Below are 16619 nucleotides of genomic sequence, written 5' to 3' on the forward strand. Positions count from 1 at the left end.
CAGGCGTGTGCGCAACAGGAAGGGCGGGTGCGTTATGCAGGAGGCGACGGACGGGCGGGCCGTGGTGACCGGGGGGCCGTGCGCCCGCTGGCCCGTGGAGAAGGGTGAGGACATCCGCCGCATCGTCGACCGGGCCGGCGACAAGTGGACTGTGCTCACCATCGGCGCACTCGAGCACGGGCCCCTGCGCTACACGGACTTGCAGCGTTCGGTCCCGGGGATCTCCCAGCGCATGCTCACGCACACCCTGCGCCAGCTGCGGCGCGATGGCCTCGTCAGCCGTACTGCCTATCCCGAGGTGCCCCCGCGCGTGGAGTACGCACTGACCGATCTGGGTGCCACACTGCTCGACGCCGTCACGATCTTGATCGACTGGGCAGGCACCCACCACGACGAGATCCGCGTGAACCGGGAGACGTTCGACGAGGCGGCATCCACGCGCTGACGCCGTACGCGGAGACCTGGCCGCCACGCCGCTGCACGTCGACGCATCAAGGCCGGCAGGCATCACGGGGGCCTCGTCGGGCATCGGTCGCGAGCTCACCGCGGCCGCGCTGGCGCGCGGGGATTCCGTCGCCGCGGTCGCCCGTAGCCTTACGTCGCTTACCGACCTCGCCGGCACCTGTCCGGAAACCTTCGTGACCTTCGCCGCCGACGTTCGGGACGAGTCGGCGCTGCGGGACGCGGTCGGCCGGACGGTCACAGCGTTCGGCGCCATCGACGTCGTCGCGAACAACGCCGGCTACGGGCTGTTCGGCGCGGTGGAGGAGGCCTCGGACGCCGAGGCGCGGGCCGTCTTCGACACCAACGTTTTCGGCGTGCTCAACGTCCTGCGGGCGGTCCTGCCGACCCTGCGGGCCCAGCGCTCCGGGCACATCCTGCAGGGCTCCTCGCCAGAAGGCCCTGGGCGAGGCGGGGCCCGAGGCGTACGTCTCTCCGGCCCGTACCGCGCAGGCGATCCTGGCCGCCGTCGACTCCGACCGCCCGCCATTGAAGCTCGCCATCGGCAAGCAGGCCGAGAGCGGGATGCGCGCCGCGCTCACCGCCCGGATCAAGGACCTCGAAGACTGGTCGGTGGTGACGCACAGCGTCGACGATTAACGCTTCGGGGCTGACGGCCGTTTCAAGGCGGGCTCGGCCTGCGGTGATGCTGCATCCCTCAGGCGAGGCCGACGCGCCACAAGAAGTCCAGCGTGCGCAAGGCTGTGGGTCGCGCCAATGATCGTGCCGTCCACGCGGACGCGGGAGAGGTGGCGCCCCACATCACGCGGCGAGCCTTGTGACGTGGAGGCCGGGCGGACGGCATGCCACCCCGGACGTGCGGGCACGAGGGCAACAAGGCCTTCTCGAGCTCAGGAGAGCGCCATGGTCCAGATCCACCGCTCCTTCACCGTGTCCCGGCAACTGACCGACGTGGTCGACTATCTCGCGGACTTCGCGCACGTCGTCGACTGGGACCCCGGCACCCAGGAATGCACCCGTACACACGGCCGGGGCGACCCGGCCGAGGGCACCACCTGGCACAACGTCTCACTGTTCCGCGGTCGCCGCACCCAGCTGGACTACCGGCTCGAACGCCGCGAGACCGGCCGTCTCACGTTCGTCGGCACCAACAAGACCGCCACCTCCACCGACGACCTCACCTTCGAGCCCACGGACACCGGCACCCGGATCACCTATGACGCCACCATCCGCTTCCACGGCGCGGCACGCCTCGCCGACCCCTTCCTCCGCAAGGAATTCGAGCGGCTCGGCGACGAGATCACCCACACCATGCCGAACGCCGTCCATGCGGCCCTGCCGCGGTGACGGCGCTGCCCCGACGTGAGGAAGACGTCGGCTACGCAGCGCCTGGGTGCGCCTTGACGGGCCAGGATCCTGGTCAGGAGATGGGAAACCTGCATCTGCATCTGGGACACGCCCAGCTCTGCGCCGATCCGCGCCTGGGTCATGTCCTGCCCGAAGCGGAGCGAGAGGATCAGCCGCTCCCGTTTGGGCAGCTGCCGGATCAGCGGCTTGACCGCCTCGATCTGCTCCACCTTGCCGAAGGCACCGTCGTCGTAGCCCAGCCGGCCGCGCAGCCACTTCCCCCGTCGCTCGCGTCGGTGGCCGGCGCGTCGCCGACCACACCGACCACGGAGGCGTCGTTGACGATGGAGCCGCCGCCGCTGGCGACGATCGCCGGGATCTCGTCGCACCGGATCGGCGAGCGGCTCGGACGTCCGCGACGGTTCGGCTGCCGGGTGCGGGGTGCCGGGTGTGTCCTGCCGGGATTCGTCAGGAGGTGGTTGCCGGGTGCGGGTCGCCGAGGTAGGGGAACCGGTTCAGGGTGTCGGTGTGCGGGGTCAGGCCGGTGGGGGGTGCCTCGTTCTTGGTGAGGAAGGCGACGCGGATGTCGATGACGTCCTCGGTGAAGGTCCGGCCGTTGGGGTATGCGGCGGGTTTCGAGGGGTCGAAGTGCAGGACGTCCGGCAGGAGGCCGTGTTCGTCGAGCGCGGTGATCGCCTCTTCGCGGGTGTAGCCGCCGGTGTGGCCCAGCAGGTGGACGAACTGGTCGGTCCACCTGGCCCGGTCGTTGACCGGCTCGCTGGCGTTGTACTCCTCCTTTGTGTCGTCGGTGTTGAAGAAGCTGCTCATTGACGGGTGTCCGGCCCGGTCCGCGTGGATGAGTTCGCCGTCGCGCAGGACGCTGCACCGGCCCCAGATGTGCAGCTCGGGCTTGGGGGCCAGCTCCGCGGTGGGGAGTTCGATGGCCATGGAGAAGACGTTGGCCGTGGTGTTGGAGTCGACGCCGGTCCATGGGGACTTTCCGCCCAGATGAGGTGCGGTGAAATTCCGTTTGCCGCTGGTGTCGAAGAGATTCTTGATGCCGTCGAAGTCGAAGAAGAACGCGTCACTGCGGCTGCCGGCGGCCACCTTGTAGTCACCGCTGCCGACCACGTTGGCCTGCTGGTGGAAGGAGACGGCGGCGTCCGACACGATCTTGGTGCCGACTGCCTCGGGCGTGCGGGACTCGGTGCCGGTTGCCTTGAAGACGCTGTAGGTCTGCGAGCCGTCGGCGTCCGGCGGACTGAAGACCCAGCTGAAGGCGATGTCGGTCACGTAGTCGCCGTCGTTGTCGATGTTCAGTCGGTATACGGCGTCGGGATGGAGGGCGTCCGCGTTGGGGTTGGCGTTGAGGATGAGTACGGTCCTGCTGGGATCGCCGGGGGCCGTGAAGGCGTACAGGTCGCACAGGTCGAGGCGCTGGTCGCCGAGCGGTGGCCCAAGGCTGAGGCCGGTGAAGTGGTTGGACATGTCAGGCCCTTCCATGCTCGCTCGCTGAGGGACCGCACACCTGGGCGGTTCATCCACGCTAGCCCGCCACCGCGGCCCGGCCGGCGAGGGCGAAGGCACCACCGTCAAACAACGCTCGAATGGGTCACCGACCGGCGGGAGTGAAGATCGCGAAGACTTGGTCGGCGAACTTCGGTTCGATGCCATCGGTGACGGTGAAGCGCCACTGGTAGTGCTCGGATACCGCTGCGAGGTGGATTGCGGGGGTGCGGTCGGGGTGGCGCCGAGCCCGACGGCGTTGGAGATCAGGTTCTGCCGCAGCGTGCCCGGTTGCGTGGGGCGTTCGGTCGGCTCGGGCCTCCTCTTCGTCCCGTCCCGTACGGGACGGGACGAAGAGGAGGTGAGGGGTTACCAGCTGGATTTGCGTACGCCGGGCAGGAAACCGGCGTGGGCCTGGGCCCGGACGCTGACGCGGGAGAGACCGAAGGCGCGCAGGTAGCCACGGGGGCGGCCGTCGGTGGAGTCGCGGTTGCGGAGGCGCGTGGGGCTGGCGTCGCGGGGTTGGCGGCGAAGCTCGTGCTGGGCCGCGGCCAGATCGTCGGGTGAGGTGCGGGGGCTGCGGATGATCTCCTTCAGTTCGGCGCGGCGGGCGGCGTAGCGGGCGACGGCGGCACGCCGCTGCTCATTTTTGGCGATCTTGCTCTTCTTGGCCATCAGACCGTCTCGCCGCGCGCACGGATGCGGGCGATGGCGGCTTCGATACCGATGACGTCGACGGTCTTGATGCCCTTCGCGCTGAGGGTGAGACGGACGTGGCGGCCCTCGCTGGGCAGCCAGTACCGCTTGCGCTGGACGTTCGGATCGAAGCGGCGGCGGGTGCGGCGGTGGGAGTGGGAGATGGCGTTGCCGAAGCCGGGTTCGCGGCCGGTGAGTTGGCAGTGGGCGGACATGACTCTCCAGGGTCGAGGGGGTGGGACGCGAACCACCTTATCGAAAACGAAAACCATTTCTGTATAGTCTGCGGCATGGCACGCAACGAACTGCGGCCGGTGGTCAAGCTCCGCTCCACTGCCGGCACCGGCTACACCTACGTCACCCGCAAGAACCGCAGGAACGACCCCGACCGGCTCGTCCTGCGCAAGTACGACCCCGTCGCCGGTCGCCATGTCGAGTTCCGAGAGGAGCGCTGACCCCGTGAAGCCCGGCATCCACCCCGCATACCGGCACGTCGTCTTCCGTGACCGCGCCGCCGGATTCGCCTTCCTGACCCGGTCGACAGCCACCAGTGACCGGACCGTCGAATGGGAGGACGGCCGCACCTACCCGGTGATCGATGTGGAGGTCTCCTCCGCGAGTCACCCCTTCTACACCGGAACCGCTCGCGTCCTGGACACCGCGGGCCGCGTCCAGCGGTTCGAACGACGCTACGGAAAGGGATCACCGTGAACACCGATCGCCCTCGGCTGCCCGTCGTGCTGGTCGCCGGGCTGCACGAGCAGGCCCGCAAGGCGGTGGTGGACGAACTGCTGGACGCCCCGGGCGTGGTGGCACTGCACCACGACCTGAGTTCCGCATGGGGCGGCACGGTCCTGGCGAGTACCCGCGACCGGACCGGCACGGTGGAGACCCACGAGACACCGCTGGTCAACGACTGCGCGTGCTGTGCCCTGCGCGAGGATCTCGTCCCGCAACTGCTCCGCCTCGCCGACGGTGGTGAGTACCGGCTGGCGGTCGTCGAACTCTGGGATTCCGTCGAACCGCAGACGATGGCCGAGGTCATCGCGGGAACGCAGCTGGAGGAACGGCACTCGGCGGAGGTTCTCGACCTGCGCGGAGTCGTCACCGCGATCGACCCTCAGCTGGTGCTGCCCTACCTCAGTTGCGGGGACGATCTGGCCGAGCAGCAACTGGCCGCGGCACGGACCGACCGGCGGACGGTCGCGGACACCTTCGCCCGCCAGCTGGAATACGCTCCCGTGCTCGCCCTTGCCCCTGGCGACGAAGAGCCCGGCCCTGTGGACCTGGCGCTGCTCGCACAACTTCATCCCACCGCCCGAAAGGTGGCGTACGGCTCCGGTCTGCTGCTGCCCACCGCCACTGCCGGATTCGACGTACGGGCGGCCGCAGAGCGGCAGCACCCGGCGTGCGCGCTGTTGCCCCAGGAAGCCGATGAACACGGCGTGGCCACACTGGTCTGGCATCGCACCCGGCCCTTCCACCCGGCTCGGCTGTACGCCGCGCTGGAGGACCTGACCTGCGCGGCCGCCCGCAGCCGGGGGCGCTTCTGGCTGGCAGACCGCCCCGACACCCTGCTGTGGTGGGAGGCGGCGGGCGGCGCGCTGTGCGTGGAGGAGGCCGGGCCCTGGCTCGCCGCCCTGCCGGACGCCGCCTGGGACTTGGTGCCGGCCACCCGCCGGGTGGCCGCCGCCCTGGACTGGCACCCCGAACACGGCGACCGGGCCCAGCACCTCACCTTCACCGCCCCCGGCCTGGACCGGGACGGCCTGCTGGAACTCCTGGAGTCCTGCCTGCTCACCGACGCCGAGTACGCGGCCGGTCCCGACGCCTGGCGATGCTTCCCGCACGCCTTCGACGATCTCTTCGCCCCCACCGCCTGAACCGCACAGGAGCCCTGCCGATGCCGTCCCGCCGCGACCCGCACAAGAAGCCCGCGAACCGCCCCAACCCGCTGGACACCGCGGGAATCACCTACATCGACTACAAGGACACCGATCTGCTCCGGAAGTTCATCTCCGACCGTGGCAAGATCCGCAGCCGCCGCGTCACCCGTGTCACGGCTCAGCAGCAGCGTGCCCTGGCCCGCGCCATCAAGAACGCCCGGGAGATGGCACTGCTGCCTTACGGGAGACGCTGACGCCCGGGCCGGGAAGCGGAACCGCGGTACCGGGCGTTCGACCCGAGCGAAATGCCAGCACGGGACGACAACGCCTTCGGGTCGACGCCCCCGGCCCTGCACTGTCAGGGCATGAGACGCCGGCGGCGTCCGGCTCGGCGCGACGCCCGCGGGGGAGCGCCGGCCGACCTCGTTGGGGCCCTGCGGCGGCGGCACCGACCTGGCCCCGGAGCGGTTGTGACAGTCCGGGGCCGGACGGGTCACCCGTCGTTCGACGACGTCGGCGGCGCGGGCGTCTTCACTTCGGCGTCGCACGACGAGCCGGGGTGAACCCGGTGGGCGCCTGTCCGCTCAGGTCGGCGGAGCCCGGTGCCTTGGGCGGTTGTTGTGCGGTCCTCGAGAAGTCGCGATCTCCCTCTCCGGCATTCTTCGCGTCTCGGATGTACTGACGCTCCGTCCCGGGATGCGAGCGGGCTCCCGCGTCCGAGTCGTTTCGGTCGGGAACCTGCCCAATTCCCCTACCGCGACGGAGGATTGCTCATGACACAAGTCGCCGACAGGTGGATACCGTGCGTCGCTCCACCGTCACTGCCCTGGCCGCCACCGCCACCGCCACCGACAGCGCCTCGGCGTCCGCGACCACGGGCACGCCGACGGTCACCTACCCGCTGAAGCGGAACACCACCTTCACCGCCTCGTTCGACGGTGACGACGTCGCGGCGCCCAAGGCGGCGACGGCGAAGGTCGGTACGACGGTAAAGCTCAGCGAGGCGACCGCCAACAACTGCACGGGGGCGGCCTCGCCGCGTTCATCGGGTGCCGCTTGGCGCGCGAGTCGGGTCAGGTACTGGTCGAGGGGTCATGCGCAGCGCGGCGCGGAGCCGGGCGGTGAGTTCTGCCGGGTGGAAGGGCTTGGCCAGGTAGTCGTCGGCCCCGGCGGAGAATCCGCTGAGGTGATCGGTGAGATGGTGCCGGGCCGTCAGGAAGAGGACTGGCACGAGGTATCCGCCGGCGCGCATGGCCTGGCACACGTCCCGTCCGTCCGCGTCGGGCAGGCCGACGTCCAGGATCACCGCGTCGACGGTGTGGGTGACCAGTCGCAGTGCGGTGGCGCCGTCCTGCGCGGGCAGCGGATCGAAGTCCTCGTCGCGCAGCGAGCGCAGCAATCCGTCGCGCAGTGCCGCGTCGTCCTCGACGACCAGGATCCTTTGCCGGCCCGTACGCCTCACCGGCCCTCTTCCGTTGGACTCTGTTCCCCGGCACGCGGTGCTGCAGGGCCGGCCGCTGCCGGGCGGGAGAGCCACCGGGCAGCGACGCACAGGCACAGCGCGAGCCAGGACGCCGCGAAGAGCCAGCCTCCGATGACATCACTGAACCAGTGGACTCCGAGGTAGACGCGGCTCAGGCCGACTGCCGTTGCCCAGCACGCGGCCGCTGCGGCGAAGCACGCGCGGCCGCGTGAACGCCGCGTCAGCACAGCGGTGATCAGAAGCCCGGCGATCACGGCTGAGGTGGCGGTGTGCCCGGAGGGGAAGGCGTAGCCGGAGGCGTGTGTGGCCCAGTCCTGGACGGCCGGTCGCGGCCGTGCCACCAGGTCCCGCACCGCGTAGCGCGCCGCTTGTCCTGCGGCCAGGCACAGCAGCGCGGCAGCGGCGGCCAGCGCACGCTGCCGTGCAGTACGTCCGGCGATGACGCCGGCCAGCGCGGCCAGGGCGTAGGCGATCGGACCAGTGCCCGTGGCCGTCACCAGGCCGGCCATTGACACAGCGACAGCCGGGCGGTGCCCGGTCGACCAGGTGAGCAGCGTGCCGTCGAGGGCGAAGGGGTCTCCGTCGCGGCTTACGACCACGGCGATGAGCATCGCAAAACCGGCGAAAGCCACCAGTCCCACAGTGCCCGCCGAGCCCCGGACCCGGAGCCACGCAGGCGTTGCCGTGAAGGCGGTCATGCCGCTCATGAGGCGCCGGTCCACCGCTGGCGAACGTGCAGCCGGAATCGAGTCACCAGGCCGCCCCTTCCTTTGCCCGCGACGCCGGGCATCTGGAGATCCACTGAATGTCTACTGCACTGTAGACGATGGTTCGGCCGAACGCGCCGCCCGCGGATCCGCAGGCGTGTCAGGGTGGCGGTTCGAACGGCGGTCCTGGGCTCGGTGTCAGCGCCCTGTCAGCCGGCTGCGCCGGCCCATCGCCCTGCTCACCGGTACCGCGCTGCATCTGGCCGCCCCACTGATGGTGATCCCCGTAGTGGCGTTCGTTCTGCACCGCTCACCCGACGGCCGTCTGCGGTCTCTCCTTCACTCTCGGCCGGATCGGCGGGCGCCTGCTCCGCCTCGACCGGCACGCCCGGTCCTCCTTCACGCCGGCCTGCGGCGTGAGCGACAGCAGCGCCAGCGCCGTCCCGATCTCTACCGCGCTGCCCGACCGGCCGCGTCTGCTGCCACCGGTCCTCGCCTACGGTCTGCTGCAGAAGGCCGCCGCGACCGGGTCATGCGGGCGCGTCCCTCACGGGCGCCGTGAAGCGGCTATGGAGCGCTCCGCCGGGGTTCGGTTCTCAGTCGCCCGCGGACTCTCCCTGTGCGACCTCCACCGCGCGATGGAGATCTGCCGCACCGCTCATCGCCGCCGTGGCCGCGCCTGTGCACAGCAACAGCACCGCGAGCAGGACAGGCGCGACCCGTCGCCGCGGCGCCTGCGCCAACAAGGCTCTGACCCGGGCCGGGACGGGACCGCCAGTAGCACCCGGGACGTGCACCGGCCGCCCGGAAGCGCTGGCGGTCACGGCAAGAGCGGCGTGGCCGATGGCATGGGCGGTCAGCCGGCGGTCACCGTTCGCCGACGCGGCCTCCTCGTCCGCGGCGCGCTCGGCGGCCAGGGTCACCCAGCAGCGGGTAGCGTGCAGGCCGGGGTGGCAGCGGGCGGCGAGATCCGCGACTGCCAGGAACCAGTGATGCCGGCCGGCCAAGTGGGCCCGCTCGTGAGCGAAGAGAACCTCACGCTGCGCAGGCGACAGCGCCCGCAACATCCCGGTGGTGACCACGATCCGGCCCGGAGTGCGACGGCGGCCCGGCAGCGCGTAGGCGTCCGGACGGTCGTCCTCGACGACGCACAGGTCACCCGCGGACGCGCGCCCTGCCACGCCGGCCTGCACGGCGCGCAGCCGGCCGAGCAGCCGCACCGCGGCACGACACAGCGCCACCACGCAGACGCCGAGCGCCACTCCGGACACCGCCGCCAGAAGCCGCACGGCCATCGGCCGGCCGGCGTCGAGCGGGTGCACCACATCCATGAACGAGGCCAGTACCGGTACCTGCAACGCAACAGGCAGCACCAGGGCGCCCAGACACGCCAGGACCCCAACAGCCAGCACCCCCGAGGCGCCGGCGACCGCCCACAGGGCGACATCCGGGCGAATCCGCTCGACCGTGCGGCGCGCCAGCGGTGGCAGTGCGAAAGGCGCGATCAGGGGAATCAGGAGGAGCGCGATCACTGGTGCTCACCGCTTCCCAGCAGGTCGCGCAGCAGGCGCTCATCCTGCGGACCGAGCTGGTCCACGAAGCGGGCAAGCACGCTCTCGCGATCGGAGTCCTGGTCGAGCACGCGGTGCATACGGCGGGCCGTGAGGCCGTGGGCATCCTGAACGGGGAAGTACGCGAAGCCCCGGCCCGCATCCTGGCGGCCGACGGTGCCCTTCTCGGTCAGCCGGGCCAGGACCGTGGCCACCGTGGTACGGGCCAGCGTCTCACCGAGCGCCCGCCTGATCTCAGCCGCCGTCTGCGGGCGCTCAGCTGCCCACAGCACCGCCAGCACGCTCACTTCGAGCTCACCCGCCGGTCGCCGCTCGCCGGTGTCCGCCATGAAACCTCCCTCAACCCGTTCGCAGCGTGGCAGAACGTCTACCTCACTGTAGTCGGTCGCCTGATTGTCGGGCTGCCCGTCGGGACGCCGGGCAGTCACTACTCACCGGCTGGACGCAACGGTGGTGATGGCCGACTGCCCCGGCGTCGGTGCAGTCGGTCATCTCGGCCGGTCAGCCGAGCGAGGTGAGGAGCGTATTGAGTGCCTTGACTTCGGTGGCCTGATCCGGGTTCGGGGCACGTAGTGCGGTCAGGACCTGGTCGATTTCGCTGTCGAGGAAGTGCCAGGCCTGCTCGTTCTTGGGCTCGAGGGTGGGCTGGTCGTCGTCCCATGCGGTCTCGAGGTCGGCCACCCGGGCGGTCGCGGCCGCCTGATCCCCAGAGTTGAGCTTCGTCAGGGTGTCGGATGCGATCGTGCGGAACTTCGCGATCTCGGCTGGAGCAAACGACGACGTCGCCTGCATCGGCGTGAGATGAGCGGTCACGGGCGCGGGAGCGCCGTCCTCGCCGGCCGCCGCCGCGTGGGGCCGCTGGTGCGCCCAGACGAGAAGCGCCGCAGCTGCGACCGCTACGACGGCGTAGTAGCCGAGCATGATGCGCTCACGCGCGGGGTTCGCCGCCCGCGGGATCGGGTCGGTGGTCTCGATGACATCGCTGCGGCTGAACGTGAGGTACAGGACCGTAGCGAGGATCGCGGCAAGGAAGATCACGCTGGTCGCCGCGGTCCCAAGGCCGAGTCCGCCGTCGCTGCCGGCCGATCCGAGCCAGTCGCCGAGATTGGCGCCGAGCGGGCGAGTGAGGATGTAGGCCAGCCAGAAGGAGAGCACCGCGTTCGCGCCGAGGCGCCACGCGAAGACGATCGCGACGATCAACCCGAGCGGGAGCAGCACGGAGACATCCGGCGTCCAGCCGGTCAGCTCCAGGGTCCAGTCGCCGGTCGCGGTACCAAGGGCGAAGGTGACAAGGACCGCGAGCCAGTAGAACAGTTCACGGGGCCGGGTGACGATGCTGTGGACCGACAAGGTCCGCTCTCGGGCGTACCAGACGCCGAAGACAACGGCGAGAAGGCCGGCGAACACGCTGCTGCTCAGCGCGAGGGGAACGCCCTGGCTGTCGGTGAGGATGTCGGTGTAGAGAGTGCCGGTCACGCTCACCACCACCACGGTGAGCCAGTACACGAATGGGATGTAGCGTTTGGTGCTGAGCTGCCATCCCAGGACGCCGGCCAGAACCACTGTGAAGATCAATGCGGTGTTGATCAGGCCGACACCGAGGTTCATGTTGATCCAGTCGGCAAAGCTTTCACCAACCGTGGTGCACAGGATTTTAATGACCCAAAACCAGATCGTGACTTCGGGAACCTTGTTCAGCATTCCTCGAGAAGGTGTCCGGAGACTGTCGGGTGTCGTTGTGGTCGTCATCTAACCCCTCACCTGCAACGGGTGACAGTACGGAGGGGGACCCCTCGCGTCGGCGCAACGCTAGACGGTCTACAGGCTTGTAGACAAACGCGGCGTCGGATCCGTAGGGTTGCCCGGTGACTTCGATTACTCGCCACGCCCGTTCGGGCAACACCGGCGCAGGCGACTTCCGAGGCGCGGTTCGCGTTCCCGGAATCGTCGCCGCCTTCTGGATTGTCAAGGGATTGTCGACGGCGCTGGGGGAGGGGGCCTCGGACTATCTCGTCCAGGCCATGGTGCCGCAGCTTGCGGTGGTGCTCGGGTTCGCCGCTTTTCTTGTCGCGCTTGTGGTCCAGTTCCGTCAGGCTCGCTATTGGGCGTGGACGTACTGGTTCGCCGTCGCGATGGTCGGCATCTTCGGGACGATGGCCGCCGACGTCATGCATGTGGCCCTCGGTGTGCCCTACGCCCTCTCCAGCGTGCTGTACACGGTGCTGCTGCTGGCGGTGTTCTGGCTGTGGCGTCGCACCGAGGGCACTCTGTCGATGCACAGCATCGACTCCCCGCGCCGCGAGGCGTTCTACTGGGCGACAGTGGTCGCCACGTTCGCCATGGGCACCGCGCTGGGCGACTTCACTGCTTTCAGCCTGCATCTGGGCTATTTCGCCTCCGCGTTCGTGTTCGCGGTGCTGATCCTCATTCCGGCGACGGGCCACCGCTGGCTGCGCTGGAATCCGGTGTTCTGCTTCTGGGCCGCCTACGTGATCACTCGCCCGCTCGGCGCGTCGATCGCCGACGGCCTGGCCAAGCCCCGCTCCGTCGGAGGCCTCGGCCTCGGCGACGGGCCGGTAACTTTGGCCCTACTCGCCTTGATTGTGCTGATGGTTGCCTATCTGGCGGTGACCAAGGTGGACGTGCAGCGCGTGCGCGAGCCCTCCGCCGCACCGGAATCGGCCGCCGCGCCTGTGTAGCGGGCAACAGCGCGGAGGTGCTCCTGAGTCGGATCCCGAAGTGCCTCGAAGGCCGACAAGAGGTTGCGAAACCGCCGGGTCGAAAACCTGCTCCGCGAATACGAGTGAAACACCCTTCGAGCGAGGCCCCTGGATTCTTCCAGGGGCCTCATTGCTTCCCGGTGCGGGAACGCGGCGACGTTGCTTGAGGGTGAGCGAAGTCCGGTCAGCGCTTGAGGAGCAACTTGAGTGCCTCCGGCCTGATTCGCTTCCCGTACCACCTGGCCACGAGGAACGTGATGCTCAGCAGAGCGAGATGAACCCCCTTGTAGGCGAGGAGAGCCGCCTTGCCGCCGTGCTCGAGCACGTAGGCATGGGTCGGGTTGTAGATCACCGCGGTTACGATCGCGATCCATCTGAGAGGGCTTCTCCATGTTTCCCCCATCAGGAAAACGCAGACCGCGAGCACCAAACAGGCAGTGCCGGCGGTCAGATTCAGAATACTCAATATGCTCGAACCGGACATCTGTTCTCACCCCTCGCAGTCATTTGTCCACCTGGTTGTGAAGGCGCGGGCTTGGCTCACGCGGCGCGAGGCAGCGACGCCCGACCGCATGCAGCATCCGGCACCGCTGCCAGAGTTCGCTTTGCGATCGCAAGGCGTCGAAACGCTGAGGCTGGAGGATGTGGCAGGACGGCATCACGGCCGTTGGTGGCCCAGCGGGCTTCCCACCGCGCCGTGGTCGCGCAGCGGGCCGACATCCAGGCCTCGCTCCTGGCAGGTGTCGAGAATGCGGGGCAGCGCGCCGAGGGCGGATCGCCAAGCGCCGGGGGCCGAGGTGCAGTCCGAGTCGTGCAGCAGGACGGTCCCGCCACCTCTCAGGTCGGCGGTGACCGTGCGATGGACGGACTCGGGGGTGGCGCGCGCGGTCCAGTCCTGGCCCCAGCAGGTCCACAGAACGGGCGTGAGACCGAGGTGGCGCGCCGCGATGTGGGCGGCGGTGGTCATGACACCGTAAGGGGGCCGGAACAACTGGGGCTGCCGTCCGGTGAGGTCGCCCACCAGATCGCGGGCGCGGGCCAGGTCCTCGTATGTGGCTCGCGGGCCGCGCAGCAGCAGCGGGCGGTGACTCCAGCCGTGGACGGCGATCTCGTGCCCGGCCAAGGCGATGTCGCGGACCAGCCCGGGGCTGCGGCGCGCCTCGGTGCCAAGGAGGAAGAAGGTCGCGCGGACGCGGCGATCGGCCAGCAGACGCAGAAAGAAGGGCGTGGACAGGGGGTCGGGGCCGTCGTCGAAGGTGAGGGCCACGTGATCGGTCCGGCCCTGTCCGGACAGACGGGGCATGACGCGCTTGCGCAGCGGCCCGAAGGTGGAGATGACCGGTGCGGCATGGGCGGCCGCGAAGGCGGGCAGAGCGACGAAGGCACTGGTGCGCAGAAGTCGGGCGGTGATCACGGCTGGGTTCCCTCCACGGTGGGAGCGGGCGTCATGTCGTCGGGGTCGATCCTGTGGTCGATGGCGCGGAGCAGTCCGGGGTAGTCGTGCGTTGCGGCGACCCCCAGCCCGACACCCCCGGCCCATAGCGCACAGGCCATGGCGGCAGTCGCCGCGAGCCGCCGCATCGCCCGCCGCGCTCCCGGCCCGCGCGGCGGCCGGGGCGCTCCCGAGGGGCGAGTTCGCACGTGATCCGGCGCGGCAGCGTCGCGTGGCCGGCGCTGCGGCTCTCCCGTCCGGGCTGCCGGGAGGCTCATGGTGGACGCTGTGCCGCATGCGCGGAGGATGGCCGCGGCCGGCCCCGTGTCGGAGTTCGAGGTGAACAGGGCGAAGCCCGCGGTGCGTTGCCGGTCGCCGCGGGGGCCACGGATGAGGTCGGCGAGGTCGGGGGCGAGGTCGGAGGGGTCGCGTATCCAGGCGGCCAGCCCCGCCTCGTCCAGCGCGGCCGCATTGGTGAGGCCGTGGCCGGGTATGCAGCGGTAGCTGGCCACGGGCAGTCCGCAGGCGAACGCCTCCAGCGAGGTGAGTCCGCCCGCGTTCTGCACCAGGACATCCGCGGCGTGCATGAGGGAGGGCATGTCGTCGGTCCAGCCGACGACATGCTCGACGCCGTCCGCGCGCAGCCGCTCGGCCAGCGCCTCGTTGCGGCCGCAGACGACGACGGGGACGGCGGCGCCGCAGGCATGTATCTCCGCGGCTACCCGCCGTACGGGGCCGACGCCCCAGGAACCGGCGACCAGCAGGGCCAGCGGGGCGTGCGGCGGGAGCCCGAGCCGGGTGCGGGCGGCGGAGCGTTCCGACGGGCCGCCCGGGGTGAACCGCGGATCGGTCACGGGCCCGCTCACCCGGACGTCGGCCGCGCCGAGTGCTCGAGCCTGCGCAGCGGGGACGGCGTGGGCGGCGAGGTGGGTGTCGACGCCGGGGGCCACCCAGAGGGGGTGCACGGAGAAGTCGGTCAGGTAGGTGAGGACGGGCACGGTCAGCCGGCCGTCGAGGCGCAACGCGCCGAGGATGCGACTGGCGCCCGGGTAGGTGGAGACGACCGCGCGGGTGTCGGCGGGCAGGGTTTCCAGTACGCGCTGTTCCGCGGCGCGCAGCAGGGCGCGGGCCGCCGGTCCGGTGCCGCCCGCCTGCTCGGTGCTGCTGTAGATCCGCTGGTAGGCCCAGGGCGCGTGGACCAGGAGGCGGTGGTAGCCGTTGCCGAGGGTCCGGCCGAGCCGCGCGGGCATCAGGTCGAGCAGGTCTTGGCGGTCGGCGTTCATGCCGGTGGCGGCGATGCGCCGGGCGAGTTCGGCAGCGGCGCCGTCGTGACCCGCTCCCATGCTCGCGGAGACGATCACCACCCTGCCCGGCGGCGTGGGCCGCCTGTGGCCGGCAACGGCGTCCGCCGAGCTCGGGTCAACCGTTTCGCCGACGTGCGACATGGGTGTTCCTCCGTGCGCTGGTGGGAGCAGCGAAACTCTACAACATGTAGTAGGTCGCGCGATCTCCAGCTCAGGCCTCGCCGCCTGTGGGTGGCAGTGGGTCCGGCGGTAGCCTGAGGGCCCAGCCGAGGAAGGGGTGAGCACGGTGCGTGAAGATCCGCGGGACGAGAGCGGTGCGGCCCCCCGGCGTGCCCGCGGGGAACTCGAGAGAGGCGTGCTCGCCGCGCTCTGGGCAGCTGACGGGCCCCTGACGGCGGGCCAGGTGCGGGAACAGCTCCCCGGAGACCTGGCGTACACCACCGTCCTGACGATCCTGGTCAGGCTGCACGGCAAGGGCATGCTCGTCCGGCACCGGGAAGGGCGCGGCTACGTATACGCAGCCGCGCGCGACGAGGCGTCCCACACCGCACAGCGCATGCGCACTCTGCTCGATGCCGGATCGGACCGTGAGGCCGTACTCGCCCGCTTCGTCTCGGACCTGTCGCAGGAGGACGAGCAGATGCTGCAACGACTCCTGGCCGGGGGGCAGGCGCACGATGAGTCCACCAGTGGGGATGCTCCGCGCCGCCCCCGTGCGAAGCGGTGAGCACGGGCGGGTCGATGTCGTTCCGCATCGGACTGGTGATCGGAGTGCGGCTGGAGCGGGGTACCTCGTTCATGTGATGCGCCCTCCCGTGACCCTTTTGGATGCGACCTTCACCTACAAGATGTAGTAGATAGGTGTCTGGTTCCCACCGACTTGCAGCACGGGTAAGGCACTGGCGCTTTGGCGCCCCGGGGACACGTTCACACCTCGCGGTGCCGTACGACGGCCACGGCGGCAGCGACCGCGATCGACGGCCAGAGTCCGTACACGAGCCAGGACCCGGGAACCGTGGCGGTGAACATGTGGGATTCGGGCTGCGGCCCCCAGTTCTGGACCAGGCGCCGCCATGCGCCGGCCACCATCGTGTGGTTGACGTCGGCGGACCAGCGCTCGCTCTGGGAGAAGAGCGTCGGCAGCATCAGCAGTGTGAAGGCGCTGGTGACCAGCGTCGCGGCGCTGTGCCGGATCAGGACGCCGAGTCCCAGGCCCAACCGGTGGGCGCCTCCAGGCCGAGGATCATCCGCAACGTGGTGGTCTTCCCCGCACCGTTGGGGCCGAGGAGTCCGGTGACCTGACCCGGTCGCCCGGTGAAGGACAGATGGTCGACGGCCGTCTCGCCGCCGTAGCGCTTGGTGAGTTCGTCGACTTCGATCACGGGGACAACGCTGCCGGGAGCTCCGCGTCCGGGCATGGGGCCGTGGATGGCTATCGCACGGCCGGAGTTGGCCCGCGGGTGTACATCCCCGGGCCGATGCCGCACGGGTAGCCGATGGCTAGT

Annotated in this window: 19 protein-coding genes and 4 pseudogenes; 9 read left to right on the forward strand and 14 right to left on the reverse strand. The window is 70.2% G+C overall.

Features of this window, described 5'->3' with window-relative positions; genetic code table 11:
• Positions 1-34 precede the first annotated feature (34 nt).
• The 3 genes and pseudogenes from ACFWVC_RS00345 to ACFWVC_RS00355 all read left to right on the forward strand — a co-directional run bounded on the left by ACFWVC_RS00345 (position 35) and on the right by ACFWVC_RS00355 (position 1809).
• Complete coding sequence (locus tag ACFWVC_RS00345; RefSeq protein ID WP_384273022.1) at positions 35-445, forward strand: winged helix-turn-helix transcriptional regulator; 411 nt, start codon at positions 35-37, stop codon at positions 443-445.
• A gap of 109 nt (positions 446-554) precedes the next feature.
• Positions 555-851: pseudogene (locus ACFWVC_RS00350) on the forward strand (SDR family NAD(P)-dependent oxidoreductase); the annotation flags it as partial.
• 514 nt (positions 852-1365) lie between these two features.
• On the forward strand, positions 1366-1809 hold the full coding sequence (locus tag ACFWVC_RS00355) for an SRPBCC family protein (protein WP_384273025.1): 444 nt from the start codon (positions 1366-1368) through the stop codon (positions 1807-1809).
• 74 nt (positions 1810-1883) lie between these two features.
• Here ACFWVC_RS00355 and ACFWVC_RS00360 read toward each other — a convergent pair.
• The 4 genes and pseudogenes from ACFWVC_RS00360 to rpmB all read right to left on the reverse strand — a co-directional run.
• Positions 1884-2198 (reverse strand): annotated as a pseudogene (locus ACFWVC_RS00360) (sigma factor-like helix-turn-helix DNA-binding protein); the annotation flags it as partial.
• A gap of 79 nt (positions 2199-2277) precedes the next feature.
• Positions 2278-3297 (reverse strand): DUF4331 family protein, encoded by a 1020-nt coding sequence (locus ACFWVC_RS00365; protein ID WP_384273027.1) that lies wholly within the window; start codon positions 3295-3297, stop codon positions 2278-2280.
• Between the two features lie 387 nt (positions 3298-3684).
• The gene (gene rpsN, locus ACFWVC_RS00370; RefSeq protein ID WP_384273030.1) at positions 3685-3990 is read right to left on the reverse strand and encodes a 30S ribosomal protein S14; all 306 of its coding nucleotides are present in this window, start codon (positions 3988-3990) and stop codon (positions 3685-3687) included.
• Entirely contained in the window at positions 3990-4226 is a 237-nt protein-coding gene (rpmB, locus tag ACFWVC_RS00375) for a 50S ribosomal protein L28 (protein ID WP_384273033.1), read from the reverse strand. Before rpmB ends, rpsN begins: the two co-directional genes overlap by 1 nt.
• 75 nt (positions 4227-4301) lie before the next feature.
• Between rpmB and rpmG the strand changes: the two genes are divergently transcribed.
• Genes rpmG through rpsR form a run of 4 tightly spaced genes read left to right on the forward strand, consistent with a single transcriptional unit; the run spans position 4302 to position 6151 of the window.
• The gene (gene rpmG, locus ACFWVC_RS00380) at positions 4302-4466 is read left to right on the forward strand and encodes a 50S ribosomal protein L33 (RefSeq protein WP_319664035.1); all 165 of its coding nucleotides are present in this window, start codon (positions 4302-4304) and stop codon (positions 4464-4466) included.
• Positions 4467-4470: 4 nt separating this feature from the next.
• Positions 4471-4722 carry a type B 50S ribosomal protein L31 gene (locus ACFWVC_RS00385; RefSeq protein ID WP_384273038.1) on the forward strand — a complete coding sequence of 84 codons (252 nt, stop codon included), beginning with the start codon at positions 4471-4473 and terminating at the stop codon, positions 4720-4722.
• The gene (locus tag ACFWVC_RS00390; RefSeq protein WP_384273041.1) at positions 4719-5894 is read left to right on the forward strand and encodes a GTP-binding protein; all 1176 of its coding nucleotides are present in this window, start codon (positions 4719-4721) and stop codon (positions 5892-5894) included. Before ACFWVC_RS00385 ends, ACFWVC_RS00390 begins: the two co-directional genes overlap by 4 nt.
• Before the next feature lie 20 nt (positions 5895-5914).
• Entirely contained in the window at positions 5915-6151 is a 237-nt protein-coding gene (rpsR, locus tag ACFWVC_RS00395; protein WP_384273044.1) for a 30S ribosomal protein S18, read from the forward strand.
• Between the two features lie 824 nt (positions 6152-6975).
• Here the strand turns inward: rpsR and ACFWVC_RS00400 are convergent.
• From ACFWVC_RS00400 to ACFWVC_RS00420, 5 genes and pseudogenes are all read right to left on the reverse strand, one after another.
• A pseudogene (locus ACFWVC_RS00400) lies at positions 6976-7359 on the reverse strand (response regulator transcription factor); the annotation flags it as partial.
• Complete coding sequence (locus tag ACFWVC_RS00405; protein WP_384273048.1) at positions 7356-7979, reverse strand: phosphatase PAP2 family protein; 624 nt, start codon at positions 7977-7979, stop codon at positions 7356-7358. The gene ACFWVC_RS00405 and the pseudogene ACFWVC_RS00400, both read right to left, overlap by 4 nt.
• A gap of 704 nt (positions 7980-8683) precedes the next feature.
• Positions 8684-9619 carry a M56 family metallopeptidase gene (locus ACFWVC_RS00410; protein ID WP_384273051.1) on the reverse strand — a complete coding sequence of 312 codons (936 nt, stop codon included), beginning with the start codon at positions 9617-9619 and terminating at the stop codon, positions 8684-8686.
• The gene (locus ACFWVC_RS00415; protein WP_384273054.1) at positions 9616-9987 is read right to left on the reverse strand and encodes a BlaI/MecI/CopY family transcriptional regulator; all 372 of its coding nucleotides are present in this window, start codon (positions 9985-9987) and stop codon (positions 9616-9618) included. The genes ACFWVC_RS00410 and ACFWVC_RS00415 overlap by 4 nt, the downstream gene beginning before the upstream one ends.
• Before the next feature lie 172 nt (positions 9988-10159).
• On the reverse strand, positions 10160-11359 hold the full coding sequence (locus ACFWVC_RS00420) for a hypothetical protein (RefSeq protein WP_384273057.1): 1200 nt from the start codon (positions 11357-11359) through the stop codon (positions 10160-10162).
• A gap of 164 nt (positions 11360-11523) precedes the next feature.
• Here ACFWVC_RS00420 and ACFWVC_RS00425 point away from each other — a divergent pair, with 164 nt between their 5' ends.
• On the forward strand, positions 11524-12357 hold the full coding sequence (locus tag ACFWVC_RS00425) for a hypothetical protein (RefSeq protein WP_384273059.1): 834 nt from the start codon (positions 11524-11526) through the stop codon (positions 12355-12357).
• Positions 12358-12562: 205 nt separating this feature from the next.
• Here ACFWVC_RS00425 and ACFWVC_RS00430 read toward each other — a convergent pair whose 3' ends face one another.
• The 3 genes from ACFWVC_RS00430 to ACFWVC_RS00440 form a co-directional block, all read right to left on the reverse strand.
• A complete protein-coding gene (locus ACFWVC_RS00430; protein WP_384273062.1) occupies positions 12563-12862 on the reverse strand; it encodes a hypothetical protein in 300 nt (99 codons plus the stop codon).
• Between the two features lie 174 nt (positions 12863-13036).
• Entirely contained in the window at positions 13037-13792 is a 756-nt protein-coding gene (locus ACFWVC_RS00435; protein ID WP_384273065.1) for a polysaccharide deacetylase family protein, read from the reverse strand.
• Positions 13789-15255 carry a glycosyltransferase gene (locus ACFWVC_RS00440; protein WP_384273068.1) on the reverse strand — a complete coding sequence of 489 codons (1467 nt, stop codon included), beginning with the start codon at positions 15253-15255 and terminating at the stop codon, positions 13789-13791. Before ACFWVC_RS00440 ends, ACFWVC_RS00435 begins: the two co-directional genes overlap by 4 nt.
• 145 nt (positions 15256-15400) lie before the next feature.
• Between ACFWVC_RS00440 and ACFWVC_RS00445 the strand changes: the two genes are divergently transcribed.
• The gene (locus tag ACFWVC_RS00445) at positions 15401-15841 is read left to right on the forward strand and encodes a BlaI/MecI/CopY family transcriptional regulator (RefSeq protein WP_384273071.1); all 441 of its coding nucleotides are present in this window, start codon (positions 15401-15403) and stop codon (positions 15839-15841) included.
• Positions 15842-16041: 200 nt separating this feature from the next.
• Here the strand turns inward: ACFWVC_RS00445 and ACFWVC_RS00450 are convergent, their stop codons facing one another.
• Together ACFWVC_RS00450 and ACFWVC_RS00455 are read right to left on the reverse strand one after the other, a co-directional pair.
• Positions 16042-16332 (reverse strand): hypothetical protein, encoded by a 291-nt coding sequence (locus tag ACFWVC_RS00450; RefSeq protein WP_384273074.1) that lies wholly within the window; start codon positions 16330-16332, stop codon positions 16042-16044.
• Positions 16332-16496, reverse strand: a pseudogene (locus ACFWVC_RS00455) (ATP-binding cassette domain-containing protein); the annotation flags it as partial. The gene ACFWVC_RS00450 and the pseudogene ACFWVC_RS00455, both read right to left, overlap by 1 nt.
• Between the last annotated feature and the right edge of the window lie 123 nt (positions 16497-16619).

This window comes from Streptomyces sp. NPDC058691 (assembly GCF_042714775.1).
GTDB lineage: Bacteria > Actinomycetota > Actinomycetes > Streptomycetales > Streptomycetaceae > Actinacidiphila.

What these genes read in the sequence shown, in the direction of transcription:
- ACFWVC_RS00345 (WP_384273022.1), top strand. Translation starts at nt 35, where the DNA reads ATGCAGGAGGCGACGGACGGGCGGGCCGTGGTGACCGGGGGGCCGTGC.
- ACFWVC_RS00355 (WP_384273025.1), top strand. Translation starts at nt 1,366, where the DNA reads ATGGTCCAGATCCACCGCTCCTTCACCGTGTCCCGGCAACTGACCGAC.
- ACFWVC_RS00365 (WP_384273027.1), bottom strand. Translation starts at nt 3,297, where the DNA reads ATGTCCAACCACTTCACCGGCCTCAGCCTTGGGCCACCGCTCGGCGAC.
- rpsN (WP_384273030.1), bottom strand. Translation starts at nt 3,990, where the DNA reads ATGGCCAAGAAGAGCAAGATCGCCAAAAATGAGCAGCGGCGTGCCGCC.
- rpmB (WP_384273033.1), bottom strand. Translation starts at nt 4,226, where the DNA reads ATGTCCGCCCACTGCCAACTCACCGGCCGCGAACCCGGCTTCGGCAAC.
- rpmG (WP_319664035.1), top strand. Translation starts at nt 4,302, where the DNA reads ATGGCACGCAACGAACTGCGGCCGGTGGTCAAGCTCCGCTCCACTGCC.
- rpsR (WP_384273044.1), top strand. Translation starts at nt 5,915, where the DNA reads ATGCCGTCCCGCCGCGACCCGCACAAGAAGCCCGCGAACCGCCCCAAC.
- ACFWVC_RS00415 (WP_384273054.1), bottom strand. Translation starts at nt 9,987, where the DNA reads ATGGCGGACACCGGCGAGCGGCGACCGGCGGGTGAGCTCGAAGTGAGC.
- ACFWVC_RS00420 (WP_384273057.1), bottom strand. Translation starts at nt 11,359, where the DNA reads ATGCTGAACAAGGTTCCCGAAGTCACGATCTGGTTTTGGGTCATTAAA.
- ACFWVC_RS00430 (WP_384273062.1), bottom strand. Translation starts at nt 12,862, where the DNA reads ATGTCCGGTTCGAGCATATTGAGTATTCTGAATCTGACCGCCGGCACT.
- ACFWVC_RS00440 (WP_384273068.1), bottom strand. Translation starts at nt 15,255, where the DNA reads ATGTCGCACGTCGGCGAAACGGTTGACCCGAGCTCGGCGGACGCCGTT.